The following is a 26,622-nucleotide window of genomic DNA, read 5'->3' as shown; positions in this document are numbered from 1 at the left end:
CCCGCGGGAAGTATGCGGACGCAGTTCGATGTCGGAGGTTTCACATCATGGCCCATGCTTCGATGAGTCCCGAGAAGTCCGCCGCTGAACCTGCCCCTCCCATCGCGCCCGGGCGGCTACCCGTCGTCGGGCATCTGCCGGCCCTGTTACGTGATCCGCTCGAATTCCTGGAATCTCTACTGCCCCTTGGGGATATCGTCACGATCTATCTCGGCGGCCGGCCGATGTACTTTTTGAACTCGCTCGATCTCGTCCACACCGTCCTGGTGGAGCGGGTCGAGGAGTTCCGTCGTGGCATCATCTTCGAGAAGGCCGAGAAGGTGCTCGGCAACGGGCTCACCGTTCTCGAGGGCGAGCCACATCGCAAGCAGCGCAAGCTCATTCGGCCCGCACTGCACATGCGCCAGATCGAGAACTACACCGATACGATGATCGCCATCGCCGACGAGCGAACCCGGACGTGGCGTACCGGGCAGCCGCACGACATGAACCTGCTCATGCACGATCTGGCCATGGAGATCTTCTGTCGCGCGCTGTTCCGGAACGAACTCGCCGATGACGCGGCCGCGCAGGTGAAGGTGGCGACCCCCAGCTTCATGGCGGGCATCGTCGCGCAATCACTGTATCCGGCACCGTGGATGGAACAGATCCCCCTTCCGGTGAATCTCAGAATCAAACGCGCACGCCATCAAATGTCCTCGGCGGTAGTGGAAATCGTGGGCCGCTACCGCGCCATGGTCGATGCCGCGGACCCCGGCGACATCGACACCAGAGCCTCCATCCTGGACGTGCTGGTGGCCGGCCGCGAACAGGAAACCGGCGCGGCGATGAGCGATGAACAACTCCAGGACGAGATCATCAATCTCGTCGTGGCGGGCGCCGAAGCCCCGGGAACCACGCTCGCCTGGCTGTTCCACGAACTCAGCTGTCACCCGGACGTCGAACAACGGCTCCGGGAGGAGATCGACACCGAGTTGGGCGCCGAGCCACTGACATTCGAGAATCTGCAACGGCTGACCTACGCGTCGGCCGTGATCACCGAAACCCTCCGGCTGCACACTCCGACGTGGATGCTGACCCGGCGGCCGTTGCACGACATCGAACTCGCCGGGTACCACATTCCGGCCGGCGGGGAAGTGGCCTTCGGGCTGACCACCCTGCACCGGCACGAACAGCAGTACGGCAACCCGGGTGAGTTCGACCCATCGCGCTGGCTGGACGGGTCCGCCAAGGACCTGCCGCGAAGTTGCTTCATGCCCTTCGGTATGGGTAAACACCGTTGTCTCGGTGAGCATTTCACGCAGAACACCATGCTGGTGGCCATCGCGACCATCATGCGCCGGTGGCGCCTCGTGCCCGCACCGGGAACGACCGTGCGCGAACAGTGCGTCGCCCTGGTCCAGGCCAAGGGGCTCACGATGGTCCCGACGCCGGTATCCGCACTGTCCGAGTAGAGCTTTCGCCGATCGCCGGCAGATTCGAGGCCACACCGTGCCCCAGGGAATTGCCTCCCACATCCCGTTTCCCCAGCGCATCAGCGTCGATGTCGGACGCGCGCGGGCCAAGCATCTGGACTGGCCGACCTCGTTCGGCCTGCTACCCGACCAGCGCGCGCGAGAGCGGCACCTGCAAGGCGCCTATGCCGAGCTCGCGGGTCGGTTCCATCCGGCCGTCACCGGTGCCGACCTGGACCTCGGCGTCGACCAGATGAGCTGGTTCTTCCTGTTCGACGACCTGTTCGACGGGACTCCGGGCCGGTCGGTCGAGCACGCTCGCGCGCTGACCACCGCGACGATCGCCGTCCTGGACCGGCCGATCGGTGCCGTCGACGCCACCGATCCGCCCGTCGTCGCGGCCTTCGCCGATCTGTGGGATCGCAGCCGGGCGGGCATGTCGCCCGCGTGGTGCCGCCGCGCCGCGACCAACTGGCGCAACTACATCGCGGGTCACGTCGACGAGGCGGCGAACCGGGCACCGGGAACCTGGCCGACATTCGCCGACCAGCTGACATTGCGGCAGGAGACCAGCGGCACCTACCCGATCATCGATATCGCGGAACGTCTCGGCCACTACGAGATTCCCGACCGCGCCTTCGCCGCCCCGACCCTGACCCGATTGCGCACCCTCGCCGCAGAGGTCGTCGTGCTGGACAACGAGATCATCTCGGTGGAGAAGGAGGCGGCCATCGGCGACCGCAACCTCGTGCTCACCGTCGAACAGCAGCGCGACCTCGGTAGAACCGCCGCCATCGACGTGGTGCTCGACATGATCAGGGAGCGTTCCGAGCAGTTCCTCCTGCTCGAGAGCCGCCTCGACCAGATGTGTGAAACCCTCGAGCTGACCGAGGCCGAACACGCCGCGGTCATGCGCTACCAGACCGACGCGGTGCGCACCGTGATGCGCGGCGCGCATGATTGGCAGCAGACCTCACTGCGATACGGGGAGGGCTATCTCGCTGTCTCACAATAGATCTCGGTGACCTCCGAACGACTCGGTGTTCGTCATACCGCCGCCGGACAGCGCATCAGGATTGGGGACGTGGGCCGTCGTCGGGACCGAAGACGTGCCGATAGACATCCATGGCGTGGCTCGTTGCCGCCGGCGGACCCGTTTCCAGCTGGAAGGTGCGCGAACCGTCGCGCCGCCGCTGCGCGCGAAGGAACAAATCGGTTGCTCGCCCGCGCTGCGACAGCTCGGACGCGAAATCGTACAGGTGCGTCACCACAACCACTTTCACGCCCGACGCGAGCAGCGCCTCGGTGATCGGCGCCAGGATTTCGGCGGCCTCGCGTTCGCTCGTCGAGGCGAGCGGTTCATTCCACAGCACCAGCGACGCCGGGGTGATGCGGTTCGTGAGCTCGCGCATCCGCACCAGCTCCTCCTTCAACCTGCCATAGGTCATCGAGGAGTCGTCTTCGATGCGGAAGTGGGTGAAGATTCCGTCCCTGATATCTGCCGCATAGGCTTGCGCGACGACGAACATGCCCGCCTGCATCATGATCTGAGCGGCGCCGAGACTGCGCAGGAACGTCGACTTGCCGCCGCTGTTGGCGCCCGTGACGACGGTCAGCAGTGTGCCCCCGCCGTCGATCGAGTTCCCCGCGACCGGTTGCCCGCCCGACAGGCAGAGCGCGGGGTCTCGCAGGGCGCGGCAGCTGAAGGAGGCGCCACTGCCACGGGGTAGTGGGGTCGGGAAGCACAGGGCATACCCGTCGTTCCGCAGTCGCTCGAAGAGATTCGAACAACCGACGAAGAAGGCGAGTTCGGTGCGCAGGGCTTGGAAGAATTCGACGATCGCGTCGGTGGTGTCGGAGACCACGTCGGCGACGCGATCGAGGCTCCCTCCGACAAGGCGCGAGATGAACAGCTTCGCGCTCTCGTCGGTCGGGGAAATCTCCACCTCATGGCGTTTTCGATTGCCGAATACCGATTGCCGGCGTCGAGGTTGTCCCGGCGGTTCGTGCAAGACGGTTCCGGCGATCCCACCCCCCGCGCCGAGGACCGCGCTGATCGCGAAGCCGTGCTCGAATCGCAGAGCCTGCAGGCAACTTTCGACTTCGGTGAGATATTCGTCCCCGAATGTGGCGGCGAGCCGGTCGGCCAATCCGCGGAATCCGGCCGAGGTGAACTGCGCGGAATTCGATTCGCAGGTGGATCGCAGGAGTCGCAGGAAGCCGATCAGCTTGCTGAGTGGTTCCAGGGACAAGTGCAGTTTTCCTCGCGCGCTGCGGTCGCGGCCCACCATCCACCGCCGCGCACCGGCGGCGTCGGTCGCGATGGCATACAGATCCCGCACCAGCGCCGGATGCGTAGCGCTGTCGGCCACCACGCGCTGGCGGTACTCGATGACCTCCGGATCGGTCGACGACCGTGGAACGACATCGGCGACGACGGTGCGGATGAACTGGTCGCCATCCGCCATCGCGTCGTACATCGCGGACAACTCGAGATCGTCGGCGACGGTGTGACCGTTCTGCGTGACCTGGGACCGCCCCCACCCCGCCGGTCCGAGGAGATCGACCCTCACCGTGCCACCCGGCGGACAACGGCGTCATAGGACAGGTCGAACTGGTCGGCGAGGGCCACGGCATAGGCCCTGCCATCCGCGGGTTTTCGTTCCACCTTGAAGGTCCGCAGCGTCGGCTCGGCGCCGACCCCGGCAACCATGCTGACGACACCGTCCAACCCCGACAGTTCATCGAGAAATGTCACGAACAGCGCGATGGATTTTCGCCCCGATATTTTCCGCAGGACTTTCTCACCGATATGGCGAGCGTCCACGGTGGCGGTCGAGCTGAAACTCTCGTTCAGGATGATGACCGTGCGATCGGTCGCGTGCTCGAGCGTTTCGTTGATCGCGGTCAGTTCGCCCTCGAGTTTGCCTGCCGCATCGATGGATTGCTCGCGCCGCTCGAAGTGGGTCCATATCCCGTCGGCGAGCATTGTTCGGGCGTACCGCGCCGGAACAGGGCAGCCGAGCGACGCGAGATAGGTCACCTGCCCGAACATTCGAGCGAAGGTACTCTTGCCGCCCTGGTTGGGGCCGGTGACGACGACGATGCGTTCATCGCCGGAAAGATGATAGTCGTTGGCGACGGGCAACTCTGCTTCGCCGAAACTCTTCAGGGCGAGTGCCAGATCGTACGCGCCCTCCACTCGAATGCCGTCGAACGAATCGGTCACCTCGGGAAGGCAGAATTCCAGGCCCCGGTCGGACAGTTTGTCGATCAGCTGGAGATACGAAAAGTAGAACTGAAATTCATCGGCGACGCGTTCGATCACCGGATCCAGAAAATCACCGCAAGAATCCGAGTACTCCATCATCCGGCGGAACGGGAGCGGGAACAGCTGGGCAAGCTCGTCGAGAACGCGCTCTTCGACCGGGTGCACATCGGTGGACCGTCGAATATCGCCGGGACCACCCGCCGCCCGCCCGGCCGCGAACGGCTGGAACAAGCGCTCGACCTCGGCGGCGTAATCGGTTGCCCCACTGGCCTCTTCGATCACCATCCGATGCTCGTCGATCCGCATCGAGTAACGGATTTCTCCCAGGCCGGCAAGTACGTCCGCGCAACCCGACGTCAGCCCTTCGAACTCGGCGCCGGCGACATAGGCATTCACATACGCCCGCCACGACCGCAGCCCACGCGACGCGAGTGCGACGCCGTCCAGGCCCCGCTGCAGCGACAGCGCGGTCCGGCAGTAGGCACTCGCGAAATCCAGGTGCAGCCGGGACCGGACGATCGGATGCCGTACGGCGCTCAGCGCGGAAAGATGCCGCCGGATATTGCCCATCGACCGCGAGAATGTCTCGAGCTGCGCACGGACCTCCGGTGCTGAAAGGTCCTCGAAGACCTCCCGGCGATACTCGACATCCTCGCTGTTCAGCAGCGGCGCCCGCAACAGGCGATCGACGGAGTCACTGCCGCCCGACGCCGCGATCTCGGCGAAGACGCGGTCGAGATTCAGATCCGAGATCATCGCCGAACCGGGCTGTGCGGTGGTCGCGTGCTCACCCTCGCGCCACAGCACACTCGGCGGCCTCATCGGACTGTCTCCGTGACCGGCATCGAGCAACCGCGCTTTCCCATCGTTTCCCACCCTACTGGGACCGTCGCTCGGCACCACGGCGCGTCGGCCAACGCGCCCGCGTCCATTCGCCCCCGGTCCCGGGCAGGTGGCAGGCTTGCTCCCATGGCCGAAGAAAGAGAAGTCCCCACCGAGAATCCGGTGGTCGAAGCTGAATCGCCCGAAGAGGCGACCAAGCGCAAGTTCCGCGAGGCCCTCGCACGAAAGGATGGCCACGCGTCCGCGGGCGGATCCACCCCGAACTCCGCCAAGGTGCACGGCACCCACGCTCGAGCGGGCGGAAAGCGCACCTTCCGCCGCCGCGCGGGCGGCTGACCCGCCGCAGGGGCAGAGACCGCCGACGGCCCGGTCCGCAGGGACCGGGCCGTCGGCATGCGCCGGTCCCGAATGCCACGCGTTCGCCGCTGTTCACGGCCGGAACGGTGCGATCTCCGCACTGCCACAACATCTTCGAATAATTCACATCGGGGTGGTGCGACCGGGACACGTTCCCGCTCCGGTGCGGCGGGGCCTGCTCGAACCTGCCCGGCGCCGCCGACGAACTCTTCGGTACCGGAGTCGAATTGGGCCAGTTCGTCGGAATGCCCTCAGGTCGGCTGGATCCTCGAGTGCGGGTGGTCCGGGGAGACCGAGACCGGGTGCGTCTGGTCCGCCGACGAGGAATCCTGAGCACCCCCGCGATCACCGTTGCCGTTCTGGTCACCGGATCGCTCACCCGCTCTCACGATGCGGCGCGGTGTGGCCACGCGCCGAATTCCGACGGCCACGGCGCGGTCACCGGTTCGTCTCCGTCGCAACTCGTCGAGCTCGACGACAGTCCCATCCCGGTCGCCATCGCCTGGATCAGCCGCCGGGCGTTGCCACGCCGCACCGCGATCGACCGGCCACGACCCCGTCTCCCGCTGCAATTCCGACCGCATGACGGGGCTGGTCGGCGCCGGATCGTAGACGCTGGCGCCCTCCGAACGCCACGTCTTACGAGCAGGCCTGCCGATGTCGTCCGCCACGCGTCGAGGAGGCCGGGGCAGCGGGATGACCTTCGGCGTTCCCGCGCCCGTCGTTCTGGGCGCGGTCCGCGGTTCCGGTGCTTCGTGGTCCGACATCGAATCAGCAGGTGAGGAGTGCCGCTGGACCGACGGCGCCCGATGGCCCGCCAGGGCGAGGTTCGATCCCAGTGCTGAAGGTGGTGCTCACAACCGTATTCTCTATCAGACCCCGCCGCGAGCCGCTAACGGGTGTCGGCAGGGTCACGTGTGTGTCAGAGCCAGCGGGAAACTCCACCGTGCCTGGAGCAGGTGCCCGAGCGATGCTGACTGAACGAGTAGGTGCCGTCGGAGCATTGAGCAGTGGCACCGTCCGGCGCGGTGGCCGACGATTGGGGGTCGTGAACGCACCGGCCATCGGAATTGACGTAGGAGTCGGGTCCGCAACCCGCGACTTCGTGCACCGCGATCAGTTGCGGGCCACTGGACGCGACCGCTGGTTGTGCCATGACGCCGCCGGCCAAGCCGATCGAGAATACCGCCGCGCCAAGGACTCCCAAGGCCCGCCGGATCCCGAATCGCGGCCGGTGGAATGTCGTGCCCACCGTGGTGACCGCGCCGAGGCACACGGTGCTGAGTGCGGTGATGATCAAGGGACTGTTCATGGGTTCGTGACACCTCTGAAGAATGAAAATCCAGCCGCGGCAGCCGGCAATCGGGCTGTCTCGAGGGTTTTCGATGGATGAATCGGTTTCTCGGCGCCGGCGCGGCCGCGTGGTCGTACCGCCCCGGCGCCGATCCCGGTCAGCGCAGCGAAACCGGTGCGCCGCCGGAGAACATGGAGTCGTGCGGGACGATCCGGTCCGGTTCCACGCCACGCTCGGCACCCTGTTGTCCGGCGGGAGCCGTGATCGCCGGCGGGGTGGGATCGGCGCCGGCGACACCGCGGGTGGTTGCGGTCGCGGCGACCGTCAGCAGTGCGATGTCTGCGCCGGTGCGGAGGGTGGTCATGCGTGTACTCCGATTGTGTGAAGCGGATCGGGTGTGGATCCGCTGGGCGTGTACGTCGTCCCCGTTGCTTCGCGCAGGGCGGACTGTGAGGATTTCCTCGTACCCCGAATCGGCTACGGCAGTGCCGGCCAAAGGATTTCGATTGGCGGCCCCTGTTCCAGTCAATCAGGTATTTCCCGCCGCACAGTCGTGTGTTCGGCCGACAGACATCCGCCGGAACTCATGCAAGATCTCGCCGGTGTCTGCTGTGCCGCGGTCCCTGTCAACCGCTGGGAGTCTTCGGAGATACCGGACCCGATCGGCTGGCAACCACTTCATGACCGCCGGCCGATGGCGCGACCGGCCGTTGTGATCCTGTGCCCCAGTGGGTCTGGCGGAGGCGGTGCCTTCCAGATCGCCAGACGACCAGGTCCGGACGCACAACCGCCGCACCTCCCGCGAGATCGCAGGAGGTGCGGCGGTAGCCGTCCCGAGTGTGAGCGCCGAGCTCGAACCTATACGCCCAGGCCAGCTTTCAAGGTGGGCCAGGACTTGGGCAAAGCGGCCTTCCAGTACGGCCACGAATGGACGCCGACGGCGGCCCAGTCGGTCGAGACGTCGGCGCCCGACAGCCCCATCGCGCTGCCGGTGACTCCGGTGCACTCGTGGGAGACGTTTTCGATCTCGCTCGCCCGGAACGGATCGTTCGGCCACGACCAGTTGCCGTCGAACACGGCGTCATCGAGGCTCGGCACGCCCGTGCCGACGTACAGGTGGACCGGTTTTCCACGCAGCGCGTCGAGGTGTTTCATCGGATCGTGCGCATCCCACTCCGGATTGCCCGCGCCACCCCACATGTTGTCGGCGTTTCCGCCCTTCGCATCGACCACCGGGCGCACCGAGAGCTGGCCGACACCGTCGGCCGAGTAGCAGCCGCTGAAGGCGGCCAGGGCGCGGAACATCTTGGGGTGCCGCACGGCGAGAATGGCCGCCGCTCCCGCCCCCATCGACAGCCCGCCCACCGCGTATGCCCCGTTGCCGTTCAGCTCGCGGTCGATCAACGGTGGCAGTTCCGAGGTCAGAAAGGTCTCCCATTTCTGGTGCCCGAGTTTGGGATCGTCCTTGAGCCAGTCGGTGTAATAGGTACCGCCGCCGCCGACGGGCATCACCACGTTGACCGGCTTGTCGGCGAAGAATTCCTTGGCGCCGCCGCGCAGGGTCCAGGTGCTCTTGGGCTGTGATTCCGTTGCCCCGTTTCCGTCCAGCAGCAGTACTGTCGGCCGGGATTTCGACTGATTCTTCGGCACCAGCACATCGAGATGAATGGTCCGCTTCATCGCCGGAGAGCGGACATACATCTGCCATTGCTGACCGTCGCGGTCGATGCGCTCGACCACGGCTGCGGCGTTCGCCTGCGGAATCGCGATGAACATCGGTGCGACGGCGACCACCGCGGCTGCTGCGAAAGAACCCATTCGCCGATACCCGCGGCGTCGTCGTGACGCCGACATGCGCAAAGCCATGATGCGAACCCCTCAAAGACGTGTGGCCTCCACGGAGGCGGTGACTGGATCCCGGCGACGATGTCACGAAACGCGCCACCCGCCGCCCCAGGGAAGGGCAAGACGGGCGGTGACCGCTTTCTGTTGTCGAGCCGGTCGCCGCGGTCCGTGGACGAGTCGCGGCGGCCGGGCGAGCGGTGCCGTCCTATCGGTGGGCATGCGCCGACCCACCTCTGCCGAGCAGTCCGCCCTGCGGTTCAGCACCTTGAATGTCACCTCGAATGTGTACTGCGGCAACCGATCCGAGAAATCGGCTGCGCGGAAATCATCGATCAGCGGATCGTGATCTGCCCTCGCGCGCTCCGCCGCAGGATCGCGATCAGTTCATGCTCACGAGGTTCGACGACACCCGGCGCACGTCTCAGCCGGAGTGGTCGGTCAGCAACGCGAACACCGCGTTCAGCTGATCGGGCGCCGCGTCGGTCTCCGCCACCCGACCGGCGATATGGTGCAGCAGCGCACGCTGGAAGATCCCGTCGATCGTCACGTAGGCGACAGCGGACGGCAAAGCCGGTGCCGCGTCGGCCAATTCGCAATAGCGCGAGATCACCCGCCAGATCATCTCCTCGCGGCGCGCCTCGATATCGAGCACATCGGCGCGGAAGGAGTCATCGAACAGGCTCTGGTTGCGCAGGTCGTACCAGAGCCGGTGGATCGCGGCATCCGCGCGCAGGGTGGCGAAGTAGGTCGCGGCGAACTCGGCGTACAGCTGATCGGCGCTCTCGGCGGAAGCGACGACCTCGTCGTATCGCGTCACGCACATCGCCTCGTATTGGCGCACGGCGTGGGTGATGAGGTCGAGCTTGTCGGAGAAGTAGTAGTGCAGGACTCCGTGGGAGTACTCGGAGTTCTGGGCGATCTCGCGCAGGCTGGTGCGGGCATAGCCGAGTTCGGCCAGGGTGTGCAGGGTGGCCTGCGCCAGCTCGGTACGCCGCGCTTCGAATTTGTCGCGCGCGCGTTCTTCCACTCGGGCCTTGGGGTCGGCGACCTGCGTCACGTTGAGTCCTGTCAGCCGGGTCACATCATGTCTGTCTGCGTAGTGTAGCCGTGCCCGTACAGCGCACGTTTGACGACTGTCCAAGAAATTTTGGACGACTGTCAAGAGAAGTCTTGACGACTGTCAAGATTTCCACTTACTGTGTCCTGCGACACATCGCTCGATGGCTGTGTCCCATATCGCACTCGCGGGTCCCGGTACCGGCGAATTCAACGAAGAGGTAGGGATATGACGAGCTACAACCTGGCCGGACGCACCGCACTGGTGACTGGCGGAGCGCAAGGGCTGGGAGCGGGAATGGCGCAGGCGCTCGCGGCGGCGGGCGCCTCGGTGGCAATCGGTGATGTCAATGTGGACGCGGGACATCAGGCCGTGGAAACCCTGCGGAAATCGGGGACCAAAGCAGAATTCGTAGCCTTCGATGTCACCGACGACGCCGCCTGGGAAGCGGCGGTCGCCACGACGGTGCAGTCCCTGGGCGGCCTGGACATCGTGGTCAACAACGCCGGTATCGAGGTCACCGATCTGCTGGTCGATCTGGATCCGGTCGCGGCGTCGAAGATGCTGAACGTCAACCTGCTCGGCACCGCCCTCGGAATCAAGCACGCGTTCCGGGCCATGCGTCCCGGCGGCACGGCCGGAAACGGGGGAGCGATAGTCAACATCGCGTCGGTCGCCGCGACGATCGCGTTCCCGGGCATCAGCATGTACTCGGCCACCAAGTCCGGCATCGACCGTCTCACCAGGGTCGCCGCGGCCGAATCCGGCAAACTCGGCTACGGCGTGCGGGTCAACTCCATCTATCCGGCCCTGACCCCGACCGCGATGGGCAACAAGCTCGCCGTCGACTGCGCCGAACTGGGTCTGTTCCCCTCGCCGGAGGCCGCCGCCGGAGCAGTCGCCGAATTGACCCCGCTCGGGCGCCTCGGCCAGATCGACGACATGGCCGACGCCGTCGTCTTCCTCGCCTCGGACGCCGCGAAATTCATCACCGGAGCCGGACTCCCGGTCGACGGCGGTATGGGCATGTAGCCCACCCCTTTCCGAGCATCCGACACCGACATCCTGAGGAGTTCAGCCATGCCCACCCACAAGCGCGTCGTCGTCTACGGAGCCTCCGGCTACACCGGCCGCCTCATCTGTGAATACCTGCGCGAGTACAACATTCCGTTCCTGGCCGCCGGCCGCGAGGACGCCCGAATCAAGGCGGCGGTCGACGCGGTACCCGGCATCGACACCGCCGACTACGAGATCGTCGAGGTCCAGCACACCGCCGCCGCCCTGGCCGAGGCGTTCCGCGGCGCCGACGTGGTCCTCAACACCGTCGGCCCCTTCGCCCGCTACGGCCACGAGGTCGTGCAGGCATGCCTGGAGATCGGGGCCCACTACACCGACACCAACGGCGAACAGAACTGGATGATCGACGCCGAGGCTCAGTACGGCGCCGAATTCGCCTCGCGTGGTTTGCTTCTCACGCCGGGACTGGCCCAGATGTACACGATCGGTGAGATCGCCGCGAACATCTGCCTGGAGAACCCCGGCCTCGACACCCTCGACATCCAGGTGTTCTGGAAGGGCCATCCCACCGTCGCCTCCACCAACACGATCCTCACCAACGCGGCCTTCGCGAAGGCGTACTACCTCGAGCAGAACGAGTACGTGGAATGGCCGCCCGAAGAGGGCCTCTACACCGTCAGCGTGCCGGGCCAGCACGACCTCGGCCTGGCACTCCCGTGGGGCGGCACCTCCCATCCGGTGTGGTTCAAGAACGATCCGCGCGTCGCCAACGCCCGCGCTCTGGGCGGTGTGTTCAATCGCCCACTGATGCAAGGCGTCCCGGTACTGGTGGCCGCGGCCCTGCAGCAGATGGAGGGCAAGTCCGAGGAAGAGAAGTACCGGATCATCGACGAGCAGTCCGCGGCGATTCGCAGCGAGATGCCGCCGCGCGAGAACCCCAGGATCAACACCTCCCTGGACTCCGTGTACGCCTCCGGTCCGCTCGCTCGCGCGCACTGCGTGATCCACGGCAACTGCAACTACAAGCAGACCGCGCTGCTCAACGTGCACGCCGCGGCGGAGTTGCTGCAGAGCCCGCCGCGAAAGGTCGGATTCGCTTCCAGCTGCCAGGCATTCGGACACCGCGAACTGCTCGGAACACTGCGGTCCTTCGGCCTCGTCTTGGACCCGATCGTCACGGTCCACCGCTGAGGCCGACGATGCGACTAGCGGATTATCTCGACAAAGGTACGTCGCTCGGTCGGGAGGCCCCCTGCCTCACGACCGGCGGCGTGACCGCCACCTACGGCGAGGTCCACGACCGGTCGGTCCACATCGCCGGCGCGCTGCAGCACACCGGTGTCGCGGCGGGCGATCGCGTAGCCGTGCTGTCGGCCAACGACCCCCTCGCACTCACCTGCGTCTTCGGCATCTCGCGGGCCGGCGCCGTGTGGTGTCCGGTGAACCCGCGCAACGAGGCCGAGGAGAACCGGCAACTGTTCGACCTCTTCGGCTGCCGGCTGCTGTTCTTCCAGGAGAAGTTCGCCGGCCTGGTCGACCGGATCCGCGGCGACCTGCCACAACTGGAATGGCTCGTCTGTCTCGACGGTGACCTGGAGTGGGCGATGAGCTTCGACGACTGGCTCGCCGCCCATCCCGCCGAACCCGACCAGACGCGACGGCCCGAGAGCGGCCTGTGCATGCTGGCCGGCACCGGCGGCACCACCGGACGCCCGAAGGGCGTGCGCCTCACCGAGACCAACATGATGACCTCGACCGCGCTCGCCCTCATGAGCTACCCGTTCGGCGACCGCCCGAGATATCTGGCCCTCGCGCCACTGACACATTCAGCGGGAGTCCTCGCCTTCCCGATCCTCAGCCTGGGCGGCGAGATCGTCATCATGCCGTCCCCCGACATCGGCGAATTCCTCGCGTTGATCGAACGGCACCGCATCACGCACGCCTTCCTCCCGCCCACGGTCATCTACGGCGTCCTCGACCACCCGGACCTGGACGACCGCGACCTGAGTTCACTGCGATGCCTCTGGTACGGCGCCGCCCCGATGTCACCGAGCCGCCTGGAACAAGCCCTGCAACGGATCGGGCCCGTCCTGGGGCAGCTGTTCGGACAGACCGAGGCCCCCAACATGATTGCGACTCTGGCACCGGCCGACCACTTCCGCCCGGACGGCTCGGTGGCGACCGAACTCCTCACCTCGGCGGGCCGCCCGACACCGCTCACCACCGTCGCCATCATGGGCGCGAAAGGCGCGCTGCTCCCTGCCGGGCAGCGTGGCGAAATCGTCGTTCGCGGACCACTGGTCATGGACGGGTATCACGACAATCCCGAGGCGACAGCCGAGGTCAGCGCCTTCGGGTGGCATCACACCGGCGACATCGGCTATCTGGATCACGACGGATACCTCTTTGTGGTCGACCGCGCCAAGGACATGATCATCACCGGCGGGTTCAACGTGTACTCGGCGGAAGTCGAGCAGGCTTTGCTCGCGCATCCAGCTGTCAAGGACTCGGCAGTGGTGGGGCTTCCCGACCCCAAATGGGGTGAACGGGTCGCCGCCGCAATCGAAATGCGTCCCGGACACGACGCGCCGGAGTTCGAGATCATCGCCTTCGTCAAGCAGCGGATCGGGAGTGTGAAGGCGCCCAAGGAGATTGAGGTGTGGGGTGAGCTGCCGCGCTCGAAGGTGGGCAAGATTCTGAAGAACGAGGTGCGCGCGGGTATGCGGAATACGCGCGAAGGTGGATCGGGCGGTTGATCGGGGAAGCTCGAGGCAGGGTTTCGCTCGAGCGGCGCCGTGTCCCAAACGACGGCAGGACAACCGGGGTGGCGGGTTTGCCTGAGCACGGTCGGGCGCTGCGTGTCCAAAGTGCGGGCCGAGCGGCGAAGGGCTGTGCGAGATACAGTGATGCGGTGCTCGGCGCCGAAGAGTTCGATCTCGTCATGGCTGTTGTTCGTGGCGACGCCGACGAGGTGCGACGCGCTCACGAAGTCGGTGTCGACCTGGCGAGTGTCACCGCGCCAGGAGGCTCTGGCTCCCTCCTCGGTTGGGCAGCGGAGTGGGGCAGAACCGAGATCCTCGCCTACCTGCTGGCCCAGGGCATCGAACCGGAGCCGAATGCTCTTGCGAGGGCCGCGAACAAGGGCCATGCCGAGGCGGTGCGGCTCCTGCTCGACCATGGCATGAGCCCGGATCTGCCGGCCGAGTGGCCGCCGTTGTGCGCAGCCGCAGAACGTGGTTCACCCGAGTGCGTCCGAGCCCTCCTACAGGCCGGAGCGCGGGTTGATGTTCGGATGGGGCCGCAGTCGGACCGCTCGGGCGGGAAGACCCCCAGCGAGCTTGCCGCGATGCGTCCTGGGGAGGGCGGCGCGGAGATGGTCCGGCTTCTTGCACAGGTAGACCGTTAGACGGCTCGGGATCGGCAGTCGCTGCCGTGGTGAAGGGCGTCAGAGTTGGCCGCTCGCAACTGCTGTGGTGAATTCGTCCCGTGCGGCGACCGTTGGGCGCCTGCTCGGAGCATTCGCTGAGGAGGGCCGATCCTCACTCCGCTTCGAGGTGCGCCCAACGGGCCAGGTCTTCGACGATCGGGCCGGAATCCGGAACGCGGTACCACCACCATCCGCGCCCGGTCCGATCGACTTGCGCGACGGCGGCCATGCGCTTCCCCGAATCTTCCGCGGTAATGGCCTGGTATCTTTCATCGGCTTCGGATACGTACTCCGATACTTTGTCGGACAACGGAGCGGGCAAGTTTTCTATAGCCGTATTCAAGTAGTCGCGTATCGCCAACGCCGCGCAGAAGTCGTATTCGTTCCAAACGCTGCGATCAGACCATGGAAGCGCCCTGTCATGATCAATCTTGTCGATATGCGCAGCCCAGGAATCTGCTAGCCGAACAGCGTCGCGCCGTTCTCCTGTTTTTAATGCGATGGAATTCTGTTCCAATTCCGCGAGTTCATTGTCGGAAAACTGAATATCTGCATTGGGGTTGGTTTCTGGCACGATTACCTCATAGCTTCCATGCCGTGGACTTCCAAGGCATTTCGTAATTGACAACAACCTTGATGCCCTTGTAGACAAATTGCTCGGCCTGTTCTGCGGTGCGGCCATCTCCCATCGGTTCGGGGGTGCCACGCTCCAACGCATCGTGGACCTGTGCCGGTGTTGGTCTGTCCATCGTCGGATTGCCATCACCAGTATGCCCGTTGATGAATTCCTCGATCTCGTCCTGAGTGTATTCACTGTGTCGGAAGTCCGGCTGGTCGGAGTGCTGCGAGTGCTCGTCCTCGTCGATGAGAACTTTCATGGCGATGATGGCAGCGAGTTTGGCGGCGTTCTTTTCGAGGTCGTCGACGGGGACGGCCTCGAAGGCCTTTACGGTGGCGACGGCACCGATCGCGAGCGTGGTGACGCCCAGGATTTCGACCAGCGCGCTGGAGGAGAAGGCTTCTTCGATTGCTCCGATAGTGGCCGTGACAGCCGCGGCAATGCCTTCGCCGGCGGCTTCGACACTCATGCCGACCGTGAAGATGGCAAGGGCGACACCGGCGACGGCGGCAGCGGCGATGCCTGCTTCGAGCCAATTGATTTTGTTCGCGGTGTCGTGACCGAAGGCGACGGTGGCGTCGTGGTATCGGCTGGTGGGTGTGGCGATGTTCTGTGCGCCGGTGGCGATGTTGCCGGCGCTGGTCTCGAGGGTGGTGAAGTGGTCTTGGATCAGTTGGCGGTTGGTGGCGTCGTCCATGCCATCGAACAGGCCGGAGATGGTGGAGATTGTGGCCGAAGCGCCGGTCAGGGTTTGGTGGTTCGCGAATGTGTTCCAGGTGGTGTGGGCGGTCTGTAACTTTGCGGCGTCGCCATTGGGAAGTTTGTGGAACTTGTTGACGACCGCTGTCGTGAGTTTATCGAAGAAGGCTTTGACGCCGCCTTTTTGCTCGAACCCTGATCCGTTGTCGTGGACGGAGGTGGGTAGGTCGACTTTGTATTCGCCGACTTGGCGAGTGTCAGGTCGTGGTGGGGGCGGTTTGGACTTATTGGATATCGCCCAGTTGTAGCCTTGGGCGTAGAGGACAGCGCCGTAGTTGGTGAGGGCGTTGGCAAGGCTGGCAGAGGTCTGCAGGGTGTGCAGGGCGGATTTGTCGTAGGCCTCGCCCCACTGTTTGCAGCCGTTCGCGTCGCCGGCCATTCCCTTGCAGTCACCTTTGACAGCATCATGGACGGGTTTGTCTGCTTTGCGTAGTTCATTGGCGAGGTCTTGGCATTTTCTGGCGGCGTCGTAGTAGGTCTGCCAGTCAACGATCATCTATTGCCCGCTTTGCAGCATCCGGCTGTTGAGATCCAATGCACGGGTGTAGGCGGTATGTGCTTGCTTGGCGGAGTCGCTCATCTCGCGCACGCCGTCGACGAGTTCTTGTGCCCCGCGCATCCATTCGCGATGGGCATCGTCATAGGCCCGGGCAGCGACACCTTCCCAGCCCGTGCCCTGCAGGGTCGCGACGCGTTGTTCGATATCGGTGAGGTGGTCGGCGATGAAACCGGCGAGCCCGGACAGTCGGGTGACGATCTGGTCGAGGTGGTCGAGGTCGACCGAGAACTGTGAGGCCATGACTAGGACCAATTCAGGGTGGGGATACCGAGTGCATCGGCACTGGCCTGGTCGACGGTGGCGAAGGTTTCGGCGGTGACACCGAGTTTCTCGGCCATCGTGGTCAGGGCCGCGAAGATCTGGCGTCCGCCGTCGTGGACTTCGTCCCAGCCTTCCGAGAATTCGTCGGCGTAGTCTCCGGTCCAGTTGCCGTTGAGGAGTTCGGCGACGTCCTTGGCGGCGGAATCCAAAGCGCCGGACAAGGTGTCGGCTAATCCGTAGATGTAGGTGCCAACATCGTGCACCTGTTCCGGAACAACTGAAAAGTCCTGGCCAGGAGCCGGAACGTTCCCCCCGCTATCGCTCATAGGGCGATGTTAAACGATCCGCCGACGGCGCGTCCATCGTGACGACGTCGGACATTTCACTGAAAATGGCCAGGTCAAACGTTTTTCGGCCCAGAATGCAGTGAGTACGTCCACAGCCCCGTGACTGCCCTTGAAATCGAAACTCGCGGCTACGTCCGGCGGATCTCGCGCAGCCCGCCTTCCGGTGTCCACCATCGGATCAGCAGCTGCTTGTTCTCCACCGTCGTGTGCACGACCTCGTGGATATCCAACCGGAACAAGTGCGACCCTTCGTTCGGCACCTCGACCGCGATCCCCGCGACCTTTCCGTCGCCGCCACCCATCGAACCGTCGCCAGGGTTGGCATGGATCGTGAAGCGACCGTCACGCTGTAAGTCCCGGGCCTTCACGGCATCCGGCATCGACCCCAGTTGTATCTCATCTCCGTCGAAGCCCACTTCGGTTCCACTGACACGTGGTGAACCGTCTGTGCGGAGCGTGGCCAGCACGTGGTGTTTGGTCGCCTCGAACTGTGCCCGCACCGAACGGCCAACTCGGGTTCCGCGGCCTCGACTTCTCTCCATGTCGCCATCCGCCCACACTGACATGCACCAGGACGCATTCACCCAACCGAAATTGCTCAATGCCGATGATGATCCGCTGTCGCGGTCGTCGAGGCCTACCCGTCCTATCGCATCCGAACGTCGGGATACCGATAGGCATTACCTCGGCGGCGTCGCGGATGCGCTGAATCCCCTGGGCGAGTTCAGAGACTCATCGATGTTGATGTTCACGTGCCCGTCTACAGCAGACCGGATTCCTCGAGTCCGGCACGCAGGCGTTGCTGATGTTCCGGCGGGCCCTGCCGGTATGGCATACGCAGCGCATCGGAGGAGATGACGCCGAGCATTTTCATCGCGGCCTTTGACTGAATGGCGCCCTGCGAGACATGCATGATCGCATCGACGGCGGGGATGAGACGCCGGTGGATCTCGCGCGCCCGGGACAGGTCGCCGCGGTCGACGGCGGCGATCATCTCCGCGTAGCGATCGCCCGCGACGTGACCCACCACCGACACGACGCCGGTCGCGCCTTGAGCGAGATGTGGCAGGTTGACGACGTCGTCGCCGGAATACCAGAGCAGGTCGGTCTGCGACATGATCCGACTGGCCTCGAAGAAATCACCCTTGGCATCCTTGACCGCGCGCACGGCGGGAATGTCGGCCGCGCGGAGAATGGTGTCGGTGCTCAGCGCCGTCCCGGTTCGGCCCGGGATGTCGTACAGCATGACCGGCACACCGCCGCCGGCCTCGGCGACCAGGCGGAAGTGTTCGAGGATGCAGTCCTGCGGCGGCTTGTTGTAATACGGCGTGACGACGAGCAGAGCGTCGGCCCCGCAACCGACCATCTCGCGCGCCGCACGAGTGGAGTGCTCGGTGTCGTTCGTGCCGCAGCCGGCCATCACCTGGACACGGTCGCCGACAGCCTCGACCACCGCCCGCACGCAGGCGTAGTCCTCCTCGTCGGTGGTGGTGGCGGACTCACCCGTGGTCCCGTTGACCAGCAATCCGTCATGGCCGTGGTCGGCGAGATATGCGGCGAGGTTCTGCAGGCCGTCGTAGTCGATCGAGCCGTCGGCGTGCATGGGGGTCACCATCGCCGTGATGACTCGACCGAAGGGGGTGTCCACCATGCTCGTGAGATTACATGCGAGCACCTCACCGCCCGTGCGGTAGGCCGGTGCCCACGCGAAATGCGTCGTCAAGATGGTCCCCGGGTGCTCGCCGGGGCATCAGCCTCAACCAGCGACCGGCTCGAGTGGTCAAGAGCGGCGTAAGTTGGTAGCTAGAGGTTTGCTTATGCGACAGCGATGGTGGTTATGGATAGCCGCGTTCCTGATGCCCTTGGGAATGTGCACTACATTCGCGTGCAGTAGCAGCACCGGACCCGAGCCCGCGGCAACCGACTCGCCCCAGCATGGGGCACCCGCCTCGCCCACACCCTCCCGGGTAGGGGTGCCCGTGCTGGTCGCGAAGATAGACAACAGTCCGGATGCACGGCCGCCGGTAGGGCTCGGAGCCGCCGACATGGTCTATGTCGAGCCTGTCGAGGGTGGTTTGAGTCGGTTGGCCGCGGTCTTCTCGACCCAGAAACCCCCGGTGATCGGACCTGTCCGGAGTGCGCGGGAAACGGATCTGACGCTGTTGAACCAGTTCGGCAACCCGACACTGGCATCCTCCGGTGCCGCACCCGAGCTGGTCCCCGCCATCGATTCCTCCTCGCTCCAGAACGCCTCGGCCGACCAGCAACCCGCGGCGTACTTCCGCGACTACAGTCGCCCCGCACCGCACAACCTGTTCGTCCACCCCGATCAGCTGCCCGCAGGCGGCGGCTGGCCGGAGGCTTCGCAACCGCACTTCGGTCCTGCGCCTGCCGGCGGCCGACCCACGCAGCATGAGGAAGCGCAGTATCCGGCCGCGGTGGTCGGTTTCGACTGGTCACCCAGCGACCACAAGTGGCTGGTTTCCATGGACGGTGCTGCCTACACCGCTGCCGATACCGGACAGCTCATGGCCAGTACGGTCGTACTGCAGAGCGTGCCGGTACATAATTCGGCCATCAGCGACGTGGCGGGCAGCGTGTCGCCTCTGGCCCAGACGACCGGTAATGGTCAGGCGCTCGTACTTCGCGACGGTCAGGCGTTTCCGGCTGTGTGGTCCCGGCCCTCCTCGGAGGCGGGCACGACCTATACAAGTCCTACCGGTGCAGCCATTCCCTTTGCGCCGGGGCAGGTTTGGACAGTTCTGGTTCCGGAGCAGCTCTGGTGACTCGTGCCCTTGCGGTGTGACCGGTGATGCCGAATTCGCAGATGTCGGCAACGTACCGACCGCCGAGCCGGGAGAGTGGCACGCCAACGCTGCTCCGGCCCGAGGAGTGAGGCGGGACCGTTGGATATGAACTCGTGTCCGTCGCATCCCCGTGCTCACTGCGCAGTCCCGGCAGCGGATCACGCACCTCCAGGGCCTGGGTATCGGACGCGAGGAGTCGGATTCATTCGCTCGTTTTCATTCGCTCGTTCGGCGATGTTGTTCCCGATTGTCACCGGCTCGCGTCGTAGAGCTCCCAGGCCGGGATCCGCACGGCGCTCGAAGGCCGCTCGGCGTCTGCCCGAATATCTTTGTGGCGCAGCATCAGCCGAAGGTGCCGTGCGGGATCGGAGCCCTCGTGCACACCCCGATCGAGTACGACTGCAGTCGCGGCTTCGTCGGAACGTTGGACTACCGCATCTGTCGGATACCCACGCAGCTCGGTGCAGAGTGTCACCCGGTCTCCGGTGCTGTCGAGAAGGGCGAAGAGCCGGTCCTGTAACTCGTCGGGCGGGGTGTCGTGGCCATGCTGTGCGTTCCCAGCAGCCTCCAGTAGGGCAGCGCCTATCTGCCGCTCCGACCACAACGACCTGTTGCCGATGACCACCAAATGGGATCGGGCACGTGTGATCGCGACATTCCACAGGTTGCGTTGCCGGTCGACCCACTTGATCGAGCCGCTCGGCATGTTCGGGGCGGCGACCAACGAGTAGAAGACGAAGTCGCACTCGCCGCCCTGGAACGTGTGGACAGTTCCGATCCGCACATGGTCGAAACCCTCGCCCAACTCCGAGCGGATGAGATCCGCCTGCGCTTTGAACGGGGTCACGACACCGATGCTCGGCTGGTCGGCTACGACTCCACCGGGCGGCAGCAGAAACTTGACAGATTCGACCACCTTCGCGGCCTCGGCCCGATTGATCCAGGACTTGCCGGACCGAGGCTGCTCCGCACGACCCTCGACATGGGTCCAGTGGACGGCGCCGCGATTGGTGATTGTGGGACGGCCGCGAATATCGGTCAGGACCGTCAGCTGCCCGTCATAGAACAGGCCGTTGACGAGTTCCGCGATCTTCGGGTGGCATCGGAAGTGTTCATCCAGCAGTAGGTGGCCGCCGGCGGCGTGCTCGGCGGCCCGATACGCGGAGTGTCTGCGGTAGGACATCCGGTTGCTCTCCAGCCATCCCAGCCCGAAACCGGCGAGGTCTGCTGCGTGGATCTCATGTTCGGGTCCGATTTCGGCGATGTGGGTCAGCTGCATCGGATCACCGATGATCACAGCACGACGTGCCCGGAACAGCAGGGGCAGTATTTGCGGTATCGCGCATTGGCTCGCCTCATCGATGATCACGAGGTCGAACAGTGCAGGGGCGGGTGGGAAGTAGCGTGCCGACAGGGTGCTGACGGCCCAGCCGCGGACGTTCGTGAGGGCGGCTCGGACGGCCCGCCACGCGCGGCCGTCCTCGGTGGCCTCGATGAGATCGGTGATCCGGTCCCTGCCCTGTACCGCGGCCGTACGGGTGTTCGTCTCCAACACAACTTCGGAGGTGCGGCGCAGCTCGGATTCGGTGCTACGCAGTCTCTCCGAGAGTTCGGTATCGCTCGGTAGTTCCGCCAGCCGACCACGTGTGGTGCGCCAGATCGCCTCGGCCTCGCAGAACTCGGCGAGAGCTGCGCAGCTGTCGGCGAGAGAATCGTCGTTCTCGATCGGGATCTCCCAGCCGCGCAGCAACCGTGCCCGGCGATACCGGGCGAAGAACCGGGCTCGCACCAAGCGACCGGCTGTCCGCGCGGCCGTCTCGGGCGACGTCTGCCCGAGACGTGACAGCAGGCCGACAACGGAAACACCCAGCTCACGCGCTGAATCCTCACGCGTACGCCCCGCAGCCAGCAGGCGCCGCTCGAGTTCGGCGGTGGTGGCGAGCAGGCCCCGTGCCTCGCCATGAGCACGTTCGGCCTGCCGCAGCGCTGCCAGCGCGGTCGCCGGATTCTGTTGCGGCGCAGAGACAGTGAGCAAGTCGCGCAGAGTTTCGAGGGTGGCGCTGCGATAGTCCCGACTGCCGGTACGCACCAGACTTCCCGCGGCGACTTTCGCACAGCGTTCCCAGACCTCGTCTACAGCACGGTTGTTGGTCGATGCCACCAGCACCGTCGAGTTGTTTGCTACCGCGGTGGCGACCAGGTTGGTGACCAGCTGGCTCTTGCCCGTTCCGGGTGGTCCGGTGGCAACGGTCAGCCGGTTCCGCATCGCCGAGCGGATAACGGCTTCCTGGGCCTCGTTGCATTGCAGAGGTGTCACCAGTTGGAACGGTGTGTCCGTCTCCGCCGCCGAGCCGGAGGAGGGCCGGAGGGCAGCGAGCGCTGTGGCGGGTATTCGATCGGCCTGCTCGATCAGGCTGTCGAAATCGCCGAGCAGTTTCGATACCGGGCTCGGCCCGTTCGTCACCCGCAGGAGTACGGCGGCATTCCGCGCCCCATCGTTGGCGGTGTCGACATCTATGTAATCGGCGAGTTCGGCGGGCCGCAGCGGCTGGACGCAGGCGACGCCGAGTTCCTGTTCGAGTACTTTTGCGATGTCATGTGCCATCGCGGCGGGCTGACGTGCGTGCCAGGTCGGGCGGTAGGTGGCATTGAAATCGGCGGACGTGTCCTTGCCGAGGCAGGCCTCGATCAGTTCGGGATGGGCGATGACCCGGCCGGTCGGTTCCAGTCGGACCCCAGCCACGGTGTGCACCACATCCACCTTCCGGAGGAGCAGGGGCGCGAACCGGTGCCGGTCGCCGGCCCTGGATTTTCGCCCGGCAGGCAGGACCACTGCCGGGTAGCCGGCCCACGCTCATCGTCGGTCGAGACAACCTCTTCGACGAACTCCCGGGCCTCGTCGGGAACGGGAACTCGGTGGTCGTCCTCGACGGTCCCCGACAGGAAGCGTTCACTGCCGTGCAGGCAGACATACGATTCGCCGTGATCGGACACGGAGAGGGTCGAGAACTCGCTCTGTCCCGTGGTCAGACAGTGCCGGTAGTAATCGAGTAGTTGCGGCCAGGTCGGGTTCGTATCCTTCGCCGGAACCGCCTCGGCTACTTCGACTTCCGCGTGCTGCGGAACGGGGGTGAGTCTCGCCGGCCCTTGCGGCCGCGAAGCGATCACGATGCGGTCGTCCACCTGGACGGCCGATTTCACCGGGACCTGCTTGAAGTCGGCGCGCAGCTGCTGATTCACATACTCGAAGAGATCGTCGACCGTGACCTCGCCGGTCTCGGGCCGGGCGGCGTCCCCGCTGCGCAACGTCTCAACGACAGCTCCGGTGAAAAGCGACGGGGCGATGACGGCCGAGTCGGGTGATCCGGCGAACGATGCCTCGGTGGCGCGGGACGAAGACAATACGAAGACACCATTGCTACGCAACACCGGGGTAGGGGACGCGGCGGTGGCGCCCTTTTCGGTGGCGTCTTCGTCTCGGTCGGCTGCCCGGAGCCCGACAGCGAACCCGCCGCTCTGGCAACAGTCGATCATCAGGATCTTCTGTCGCGCAGCACATGATTCGAGGGCATCGTTCACGAACTGAGCCCCGACCGCGGTCGCCGCGATATTGTCGAAATCGGTATCGGCGGTGACGAAATGGAACTCACTGTTGACCTGCACCAGCCGGGTGCCGTGTCCCGAAATGTACAGCAGCGCCAGTTCGTCCTCCTCGCAGCTGCCGAGGAATTCGGCGATCTCGGTGCACATCCGCTCCGCCGTGCAATCGGTGACCGGACGGACCTCGCTGAAGGCGCCGATGTGCCGGTGCAGAAGCGCTTGACCCAACAGTGAGAGGTCCGCACGGATCGAAGGCAACGGGGCGAATCGGCTATCGGCATAAGTCTCGATACCGAGCAACAGTGCCCGTCTCCGAACCTGCCGGTTCATGACGTTTCGCGATCGGTTTCGACCGCGGGCATGCGGTTGCCCTGCGTCAGTACTCGAACGATTCTCTCGGTCTGTTCGTCGACACCGCCGGTGATGACGACACTGCCGTCGCCGGTGACTTCCACCTTGCGGTTGCGCTCCCGGGCGCACCACTCACGGATGGCAGTGACGAGTACGCGTGTGATGGCGGTGGCGGTGGGCACCGTCACCGCCGCCGACAGCAGCAGATCCGCCGAGCCGGCACTCTTTTCGCCTTCTGCTCGGGCGGGGTGATCGGCGATGGCGAAGCCGACGTCGAGTCCGTCCACTGTCGACAACGTGCGGCGTAGGTCCCGGGTCAACCGCTCGGCTCGGAAAGTGTCGCCAGCAATCACTCGTATATGAATGCCCGGGTTGTCGTGCACCATGGTGTCCCCCTGCCATGCTGACCCTGGAGAGACGCGATACGCCACCCCTCCGCTTGTCATCGTCCAGGCCAGGGTACGTAGCCAAATCGGTTATGTCAGGCGAACTTTGAACATTGCATGACCGTATGCGGTGAAACGGCGATCTCGGCACGGGATGCGAATTCGAGTCTGAGTGGGCCGAACCGATCGAGATCATGCGAGATCGGCGGAGAGCTCTACGATGGGTCACTCAGCCGGATCTGGGTCCTCCGTGTCCGCTTCGCGCAGTGTCGCGAGTGCTTCTGTCGACATGCGCTGATCGGGATCAGCCCGCCCGGCGACGAAGCGGATACCTTCTCGTTCCAGCATCAGACGAGGATCATCGGTGCGGCCGGGTTCAACCCAGCGGAAGGCTGCGGATACCTCGCCCTGCGCGGTGAGTACTCGGTGCGCATTGGGCGCCGGTACCGCTGCGAGGCGGCTTCCGAGCGGCTGGGCCGCTGTACCCAGTACCTTGGCGAGATCGCCGTAGGTCGTCCAGTGTCCGGCCGGCAGCAGGGCGAGCAGCCGGTGCATCGATTGCCACAATGGATTGTCGTCACGGAAGGGCCCTGACAGTGCGAGCGGGCCGGGCCATGCCGCGATGATCAGCTGGGCCAGCTCGCGCCCACGTTGCTCGATCTGTTTCGGTCCCCATTCGGTGTGGGCGGCGATCGATTGGTTCATGCGAATACTGCTGGCTTGCAGGATTTCCCGCTTGCGCTCGAATCGATGATTGCCGAGCGATTCGTTGTAGCCGGTGAGGGTGAGATTTCCGAGCGTGTGGACCTGGCTGTCGTGTAGTTCGTCGACGTGTTCGGCCCCGTAGACAGCGCCCAGCTCCTTTCTCCAGTGGGTCGACAGTGTTTGTGGCATAACGTGTTCGACCGTCAAGGTTCCGGGTGAGACCTGTTCTTTCGACGTGAACAACTGCTCGATCCAGGTCAGCATCGTCTTGCGCTGCGCTGCGCGGCCGGTGTTGTACAGGGGTGAGGTCAAAATCGCCTCAGTCAGTTTCTCGTCCGTCGCGTAATGTTTGCGGCCTTCGGAGAGGTAGCAGTGCAGGGCCTCGTCGACTGGTAGTGACCGATCGAGTTCGTGCACGGCGGCCGGAAACAGCCGGTTCAGGCTCTGTGTGGCGGTCCCGACGAGGAATCGTCGAACAAGCAGGGACTCGATGTAGAGCAGGGCACGGGCGATCTGTTCCGAGGTGGCGTCGCCACGGTCGCGCAAAACAAGCAGGTGCAGCACCAAGGGGGCGGGCGTCGTGGAACCCCACTCGACCAATCGGGTAAGCCGCTCACGGACAGCGAGATTCGGCTCCGTGGATGGCTGCAGCATCAGCCGATAGAGATGGCCGAGTGCAGCGATCCGCTCGACTTCGGCCACGATCTCGTCCTCGTGAGCGAACCGGTCCAAACGGGCCTGCTGGCCGGCGAAGGTCTGTGTCTGCTTGACCTTCGACCTGGTCTGCAGCAAGTCCAGCCAGAAGAGTGTTTCGAGACGTTCGTTGTCGACCAGCGCTTCCTGCAGCGGTCGCCAGATGGTGCGATACACCTCGTCACTGCGGTTCGGCATGCGCATGAACAGGTAGTTGCGTAGCAAGTCGCCCTGGGTCAACTTCAACCCGGTGTTGTTGAGCGACTGGAAGATTCGATGAACATTGTCACCGTGGTCGGTGCTGATCGAAACGACCGACAGCCCGGAGGTGACGGCATGCGCGATCTGCACAGCGTCGCAAGTCATTTCGGAGTCCACCGGTTCGGCCAGGCGCATCCGGAAGAAGCGGTAGGCAGCACCGATGTTGTCGTCACCCCCGGCCGTGGGCAGGCTGTCGATCACCGCCGCGTAGGAATCTCGATCTGTCTGCGTAGGGAGCAGCTTGAGCCGGAGTGGGTCGTCCTCGTACTGGTTGGTCAGCAGTTGATTGTGGATGCGGTCGATGTCGCGGCGGGGTGGATCGTCGAGGTCGCCGAGGTGATCTCGGATGGCGGCGAGCAAGAGGGTGAGAGTGGTGAGCCGCTGCTGCCCGTCGACGACCAGATACCTGGTGATCGAGCCTGCCACTCCGCCGGGCACCGGTGCGAGGACCACCGATCCGATGAAGTGCGTGGTGTGAATGTCCTCGGTCAGGTCTTCGGCAAGCTGGGTGACGTCGCGCCACAGCTCCTTGAAGTTGTCCGGGCCCCACTGGTACGGCCGTTGATACAGGGGCACAAGATACTGTGCGGCTCCAACCAGGATTTTCTGCAGACTGGTTTCCTGCGCGGCGACCACGACGTTGCTTCTCCTGACGGCTGAGGCCGGTGGCGGATCAACCGGCGACACGTGTGCGGGGACACCCCCGGCG

24 protein-coding genes are annotated in these 26,622 nt (G+C 65.0%); 8 read left to right on the top strand and 16 right to left on the bottom strand.

Annotated features, from left to right (window positions below; translation table 11 throughout):
* The first annotated feature begins 47 nt into the window (after positions 1 to 47).
* The gene (locus tag AB0L57_RS18525) at positions 48 to 1,454 is read left to right on the top strand and encodes a cytochrome P450 (RefSeq protein WP_364963284.1); all 1,407 of its coding nucleotides are present in this window, start codon (positions 48 to 50) and stop codon (positions 1,452 to 1,454) included.
* A gap of 37 nt (positions 1,455 to 1,491) precedes the next feature.
* Complete coding sequence (locus tag AB0L57_RS18520; RefSeq protein ID WP_364963281.1) at positions 1,492 to 2,469, top strand: hypothetical protein; 978 nt, start codon at positions 1,492 to 1,494, stop codon at positions 2,467 to 2,469.
* 55 nt (positions 2,470 to 2,524) lie between these two features.
* Here AB0L57_RS18520 and AB0L57_RS18515 read toward each other — a convergent pair whose 3' ends face one another.
* Both AB0L57_RS18515 and AB0L57_RS18510 read right to left on the bottom strand, forming a co-directional pair.
* Positions 2,525 to 4,027 (bottom strand): DNA mismatch repair protein, encoded by a 1,503-nt coding sequence (locus tag AB0L57_RS18515; RefSeq protein WP_364963278.1) that lies wholly within the window; start codon positions 4,025 to 4,027, stop codon positions 2,525 to 2,527.
* Entirely contained in the window at positions 4,024 to 5,547 is a 1,524-nt protein-coding gene (locus tag AB0L57_RS18510; protein WP_364963276.1) for a hypothetical protein, read from the bottom strand. The genes AB0L57_RS18515 and AB0L57_RS18510 overlap by 4 nt, the downstream gene beginning before the upstream one ends.
* 147 nt (positions 5,548 to 5,694) lie before the next feature.
* On the opposite strand from AB0L57_RS18510, the gene AB0L57_RS18505 reads away from it, so the two are divergent.
* Complete coding sequence (locus AB0L57_RS18505; RefSeq protein ID WP_364963274.1) at positions 5,695 to 5,904, top strand: DUF5302 domain-containing protein; 210 nt, start codon at positions 5,695 to 5,697, stop codon at positions 5,902 to 5,904.
* A gap of 943 nt (positions 5,905 to 6,847) precedes the next feature.
* On the opposite strand, the gene AB0L57_RS18500 is transcribed toward AB0L57_RS18505, so the two are convergent.
* The 4 genes from AB0L57_RS18500 to AB0L57_RS18485 form a co-directional block, all read right to left on the bottom strand.
* Positions 6,848 to 7,237, bottom strand: a complete 390-nt coding sequence (locus AB0L57_RS18500; RefSeq protein ID WP_364963271.1) for a DUF3761 domain-containing protein — start codon at positions 7,235 to 7,237, stop codon at positions 6,848 to 6,850.
* Between the two features lie 139 nt (positions 7,238 to 7,376).
* The gene (locus AB0L57_RS18495; protein WP_364963269.1) at positions 7,377 to 7,583 is read right to left on the bottom strand and encodes a hypothetical protein; all 207 of its coding nucleotides are present in this window, start codon (positions 7,581 to 7,583) and stop codon (positions 7,377 to 7,379) included.
* A 494-nt stretch (positions 7,584 to 8,077) separates the two neighbouring features.
* Positions 8,078 to 9,037: an alpha/beta hydrolase family protein gene (locus tag AB0L57_RS18490; RefSeq protein ID WP_364963266.1), complete on the bottom strand. Its 960-nt coding sequence runs from the start codon at positions 9,035 to 9,037 to the stop codon at positions 8,078 to 8,080.
* Positions 9,038 to 9,485: 448 nt separating this feature from the next.
* On the bottom strand, positions 9,486 to 10,121 hold the full coding sequence (locus AB0L57_RS18485; protein WP_364963503.1) for a TetR/AcrR family transcriptional regulator: 636 nt from the start codon (positions 10,119 to 10,121) through the stop codon (positions 9,486 to 9,488).
* Between the two features lie 228 nt (positions 10,122 to 10,349).
* Here AB0L57_RS18485 and AB0L57_RS18480 point away from each other — a divergent pair, with 228 nt between their 5' ends.
* The 4 genes from AB0L57_RS18480 (at position 10,350) to AB0L57_RS18465 (ending at position 14,544) form a co-directional block, all read left to right on the top strand.
* A complete protein-coding gene (locus AB0L57_RS18480) occupies positions 10,350 to 11,153 on the top strand; it encodes an SDR family NAD(P)-dependent oxidoreductase (RefSeq protein ID WP_364963263.1) in 804 nt (267 codons plus the stop codon).
* Positions 11,154 to 11,201: 48 nt separating this feature from the next.
* Positions 11,202 to 12,329 (top strand): DUF5938 domain-containing protein, encoded by a 1,128-nt coding sequence (locus tag AB0L57_RS18475; RefSeq protein ID WP_364963261.1) that lies wholly within the window; start codon positions 11,202 to 11,204, stop codon positions 12,327 to 12,329.
* An 8-nt stretch (positions 12,330 to 12,337) separates the two neighbouring features.
* The gene (locus AB0L57_RS18470) at positions 12,338 to 13,894 is read left to right on the top strand and encodes a long-chain fatty acid--CoA ligase (protein WP_364963259.1); all 1,557 of its coding nucleotides are present in this window, start codon (positions 12,338 to 12,340) and stop codon (positions 13,892 to 13,894) included.
* Between the two features lie 155 nt (positions 13,895 to 14,049).
* Positions 14,050 to 14,544, top strand: coding sequence for an ankyrin repeat domain-containing protein (locus AB0L57_RS18465; RefSeq protein WP_364963257.1), 495 nt, complete (start codon positions 14,050 to 14,052; stop codon positions 14,542 to 14,544).
* Between the two features lie 133 nt (positions 14,545 to 14,677).
* Here the strand turns inward: AB0L57_RS18465 and AB0L57_RS18460 are convergent, their stop codons facing one another.
* The 6 genes from AB0L57_RS18460 to dapA all read right to left on the bottom strand — a co-directional run bounded on the left by AB0L57_RS18460 (position 14,678) and on the right by dapA (position 18,761).
* Entirely contained in the window at positions 14,678 to 15,139 is a 462-nt protein-coding gene (locus tag AB0L57_RS18460) for a hypothetical protein (protein ID WP_364963254.1), read from the bottom strand.
* A 7-nt stretch (positions 15,140 to 15,146) separates the two neighbouring features.
* Positions 15,147 to 16,439, bottom strand: a complete 1,293-nt coding sequence (locus AB0L57_RS18455; RefSeq protein ID WP_364963251.1) for a hypothetical protein — start codon at positions 16,437 to 16,439, stop codon at positions 15,147 to 15,149.
* Positions 16,440 to 16,742, bottom strand: coding sequence for a WXG100 family type VII secretion target (locus tag AB0L57_RS18450; protein ID WP_364963248.1), 303 nt, complete (start codon positions 16,740 to 16,742; stop codon positions 16,440 to 16,442).
* Positions 16,743 to 16,744: 2 nt separating this feature from the next.
* A complete protein-coding gene (locus AB0L57_RS18445) occupies positions 16,745 to 17,089 on the bottom strand; it encodes a WXG100 family type VII secretion target (RefSeq protein WP_364963245.1) in 345 nt (114 codons plus the stop codon).
* A gap of 149 nt (positions 17,090 to 17,238) precedes the next feature.
* Complete coding sequence (locus AB0L57_RS18440; protein ID WP_364963243.1) at positions 17,239 to 17,652, bottom strand: pyridoxamine 5'-phosphate oxidase family protein; 414 nt, start codon at positions 17,650 to 17,652, stop codon at positions 17,239 to 17,241.
* Between the two features lie 218 nt (positions 17,653 to 17,870).
* Positions 17,871 to 18,761 carry a 4-hydroxy-tetrahydrodipicolinate synthase gene (gene dapA, locus AB0L57_RS18435; protein WP_364963241.1) on the bottom strand — a complete coding sequence of 297 codons (891 nt, stop codon included), beginning with the start codon at positions 18,759 to 18,761 and terminating at the stop codon, positions 17,871 to 17,873.
* A 328-nt stretch (positions 18,762 to 19,089) separates the two neighbouring features.
* Here dapA and AB0L57_RS18430 point away from each other — a divergent pair, with 328 nt between their 5' ends.
* The gene (locus AB0L57_RS18430) at positions 19,090 to 19,896 is read left to right on the top strand and encodes a DUF3048 domain-containing protein (RefSeq protein WP_364963238.1); all 807 of its coding nucleotides are present in this window, start codon (positions 19,090 to 19,092) and stop codon (positions 19,894 to 19,896) included.
* Between the two features lie 271 nt (positions 19,897 to 20,167).
* Here AB0L57_RS18430 and AB0L57_RS18425 read toward each other — a convergent pair whose 3' ends face one another.
* The 4 genes from AB0L57_RS18425 to AB0L57_RS18410 form a co-directional block, all read right to left on the bottom strand.
* Positions 20,168 to 22,660: an AAA domain-containing protein gene (locus AB0L57_RS18425; protein WP_364963235.1), complete on the bottom strand. Its 2,493-nt coding sequence runs from the start codon at positions 22,658 to 22,660 to the stop codon at positions 20,168 to 20,170.
* Positions 22,606 to 23,847: a caspase family protein gene (locus AB0L57_RS18420; protein ID WP_364963232.1), complete on the bottom strand. Its 1,242-nt coding sequence runs from the start codon at positions 23,845 to 23,847 to the stop codon at positions 22,606 to 22,608. Before AB0L57_RS18420 ends, AB0L57_RS18425 begins: the two co-directional genes overlap by 55 nt.
* Positions 23,844 to 24,254, bottom strand: a complete 411-nt coding sequence (locus AB0L57_RS18415; RefSeq protein ID WP_364963230.1) for a hypothetical protein — start codon at positions 24,252 to 24,254, stop codon at positions 23,844 to 23,846. Before AB0L57_RS18415 ends, AB0L57_RS18420 begins: the two co-directional genes overlap by 4 nt.
* Before the next feature lie 225 nt (positions 24,255 to 24,479).
* Complete coding sequence (locus tag AB0L57_RS18410) at positions 24,480 to 26,549, bottom strand: DUF262 domain-containing protein (protein ID WP_364963227.1); 2,070 nt, start codon at positions 26,547 to 26,549, stop codon at positions 24,480 to 24,482.
* Positions 26,550 to 26,622: the final 73 nt, after the last annotated feature.

Origin of the sequence: Nocardia sp. NPDC052254 (assembly GCF_040679495.1) — a bacterium.
Taxonomy (GTDB): domain Bacteria; phylum Actinomycetota; class Actinomycetes; order Mycobacteriales; family Mycobacteriaceae; genus Nocardia.
The sequence above is the reverse complement of the archived record's forward strand: the minus strand, read 5'-3'. Positions and strand labels throughout refer to the sequence as shown.

What these genes read in the sequence shown, in the direction of transcription:
- AB0L57_RS18525 (WP_364963284.1), top strand. Translation starts at nt 48, where the DNA reads ATGGCCCATGCTTCGATGAGTCCCGAGAAGTCCGCCGCTGAACCTGCC.
- AB0L57_RS18510 (WP_364963276.1), bottom strand. Translation starts at nt 5,547, where the DNA reads ATGAGGCCGCCGAGTGTGCTGTGGCGCGAGGGTGAGCACGCGACCACC.
- AB0L57_RS18505 (WP_364963274.1), top strand. Translation starts at nt 5,695, where the DNA reads ATGGCCGAAGAAAGAGAAGTCCCCACCGAGAATCCGGTGGTCGAAGCT.
- AB0L57_RS18500 (WP_364963271.1), bottom strand. Translation starts at nt 7,237, where the DNA reads ATGAACAGTCCCTTGATCATCACCGCACTCAGCACCGTGTGCCTCGGC.
- AB0L57_RS18495 (WP_364963269.1), bottom strand. Translation starts at nt 7,583, where the DNA reads ATGACCACCCTCCGCACCGGCGCAGACATCGCACTGCTGACGGTCGCC.
- AB0L57_RS18490 (WP_364963266.1), bottom strand. Translation starts at nt 9,037, where the DNA reads ATGGGTTCTTTCGCAGCAGCCGCGGTGGTCGCCGTCGCACCGATGTTC.
- AB0L57_RS18480 (WP_364963263.1), top strand. Translation starts at nt 10,350, where the DNA reads ATGACGAGCTACAACCTGGCCGGACGCACCGCACTGGTGACTGGCGGA.
- AB0L57_RS18475 (WP_364963261.1), top strand. Translation starts at nt 11,202, where the DNA reads ATGCCCACCCACAAGCGCGTCGTCGTCTACGGAGCCTCCGGCTACACC.
- AB0L57_RS18470 (WP_364963259.1), top strand. Translation starts at nt 12,338, where the DNA reads ATGCGACTAGCGGATTATCTCGACAAAGGTACGTCGCTCGGTCGGGAG.
- AB0L57_RS18455 (WP_364963251.1), bottom strand. Translation starts at nt 16,439, where the DNA reads ATGATCGTTGACTGGCAGACCTACTACGACGCCGCCAGAAAATGCCAA.
- AB0L57_RS18450 (WP_364963248.1), bottom strand. Translation starts at nt 16,742, where the DNA reads ATGGCCTCACAGTTCTCGGTCGACCTCGACCACCTCGACCAGATCGTC.
- AB0L57_RS18445 (WP_364963245.1), bottom strand. Translation starts at nt 17,089, where the DNA reads ATGAGCGATAGCGGGGGGAACGTTCCGGCTCCTGGCCAGGACTTTTCA.
- AB0L57_RS18440 (WP_364963243.1), bottom strand. Translation starts at nt 17,652, where the DNA reads ATGGAGAGAAGTCGAGGCCGCGGAACCCGAGTTGGCCGTTCGGTGCGG.
- dapA (WP_364963241.1), bottom strand. Translation starts at nt 18,761, where the DNA reads ATGGTGGACACCCCCTTCGGTCGAGTCATCACGGCGATGGTGACCCCC.
- AB0L57_RS18420 (WP_364963232.1), bottom strand. Translation starts at nt 23,847, where the DNA reads ATGAACCGGCAGGTTCGGAGACGGGCACTGTTGCTCGGTATCGAGACT.
- AB0L57_RS18415 (WP_364963230.1), bottom strand. Translation starts at nt 24,254, where the DNA reads ATGGTGCACGACAACCCGGGCATTCATATACGAGTGATTGCTGGCGAC.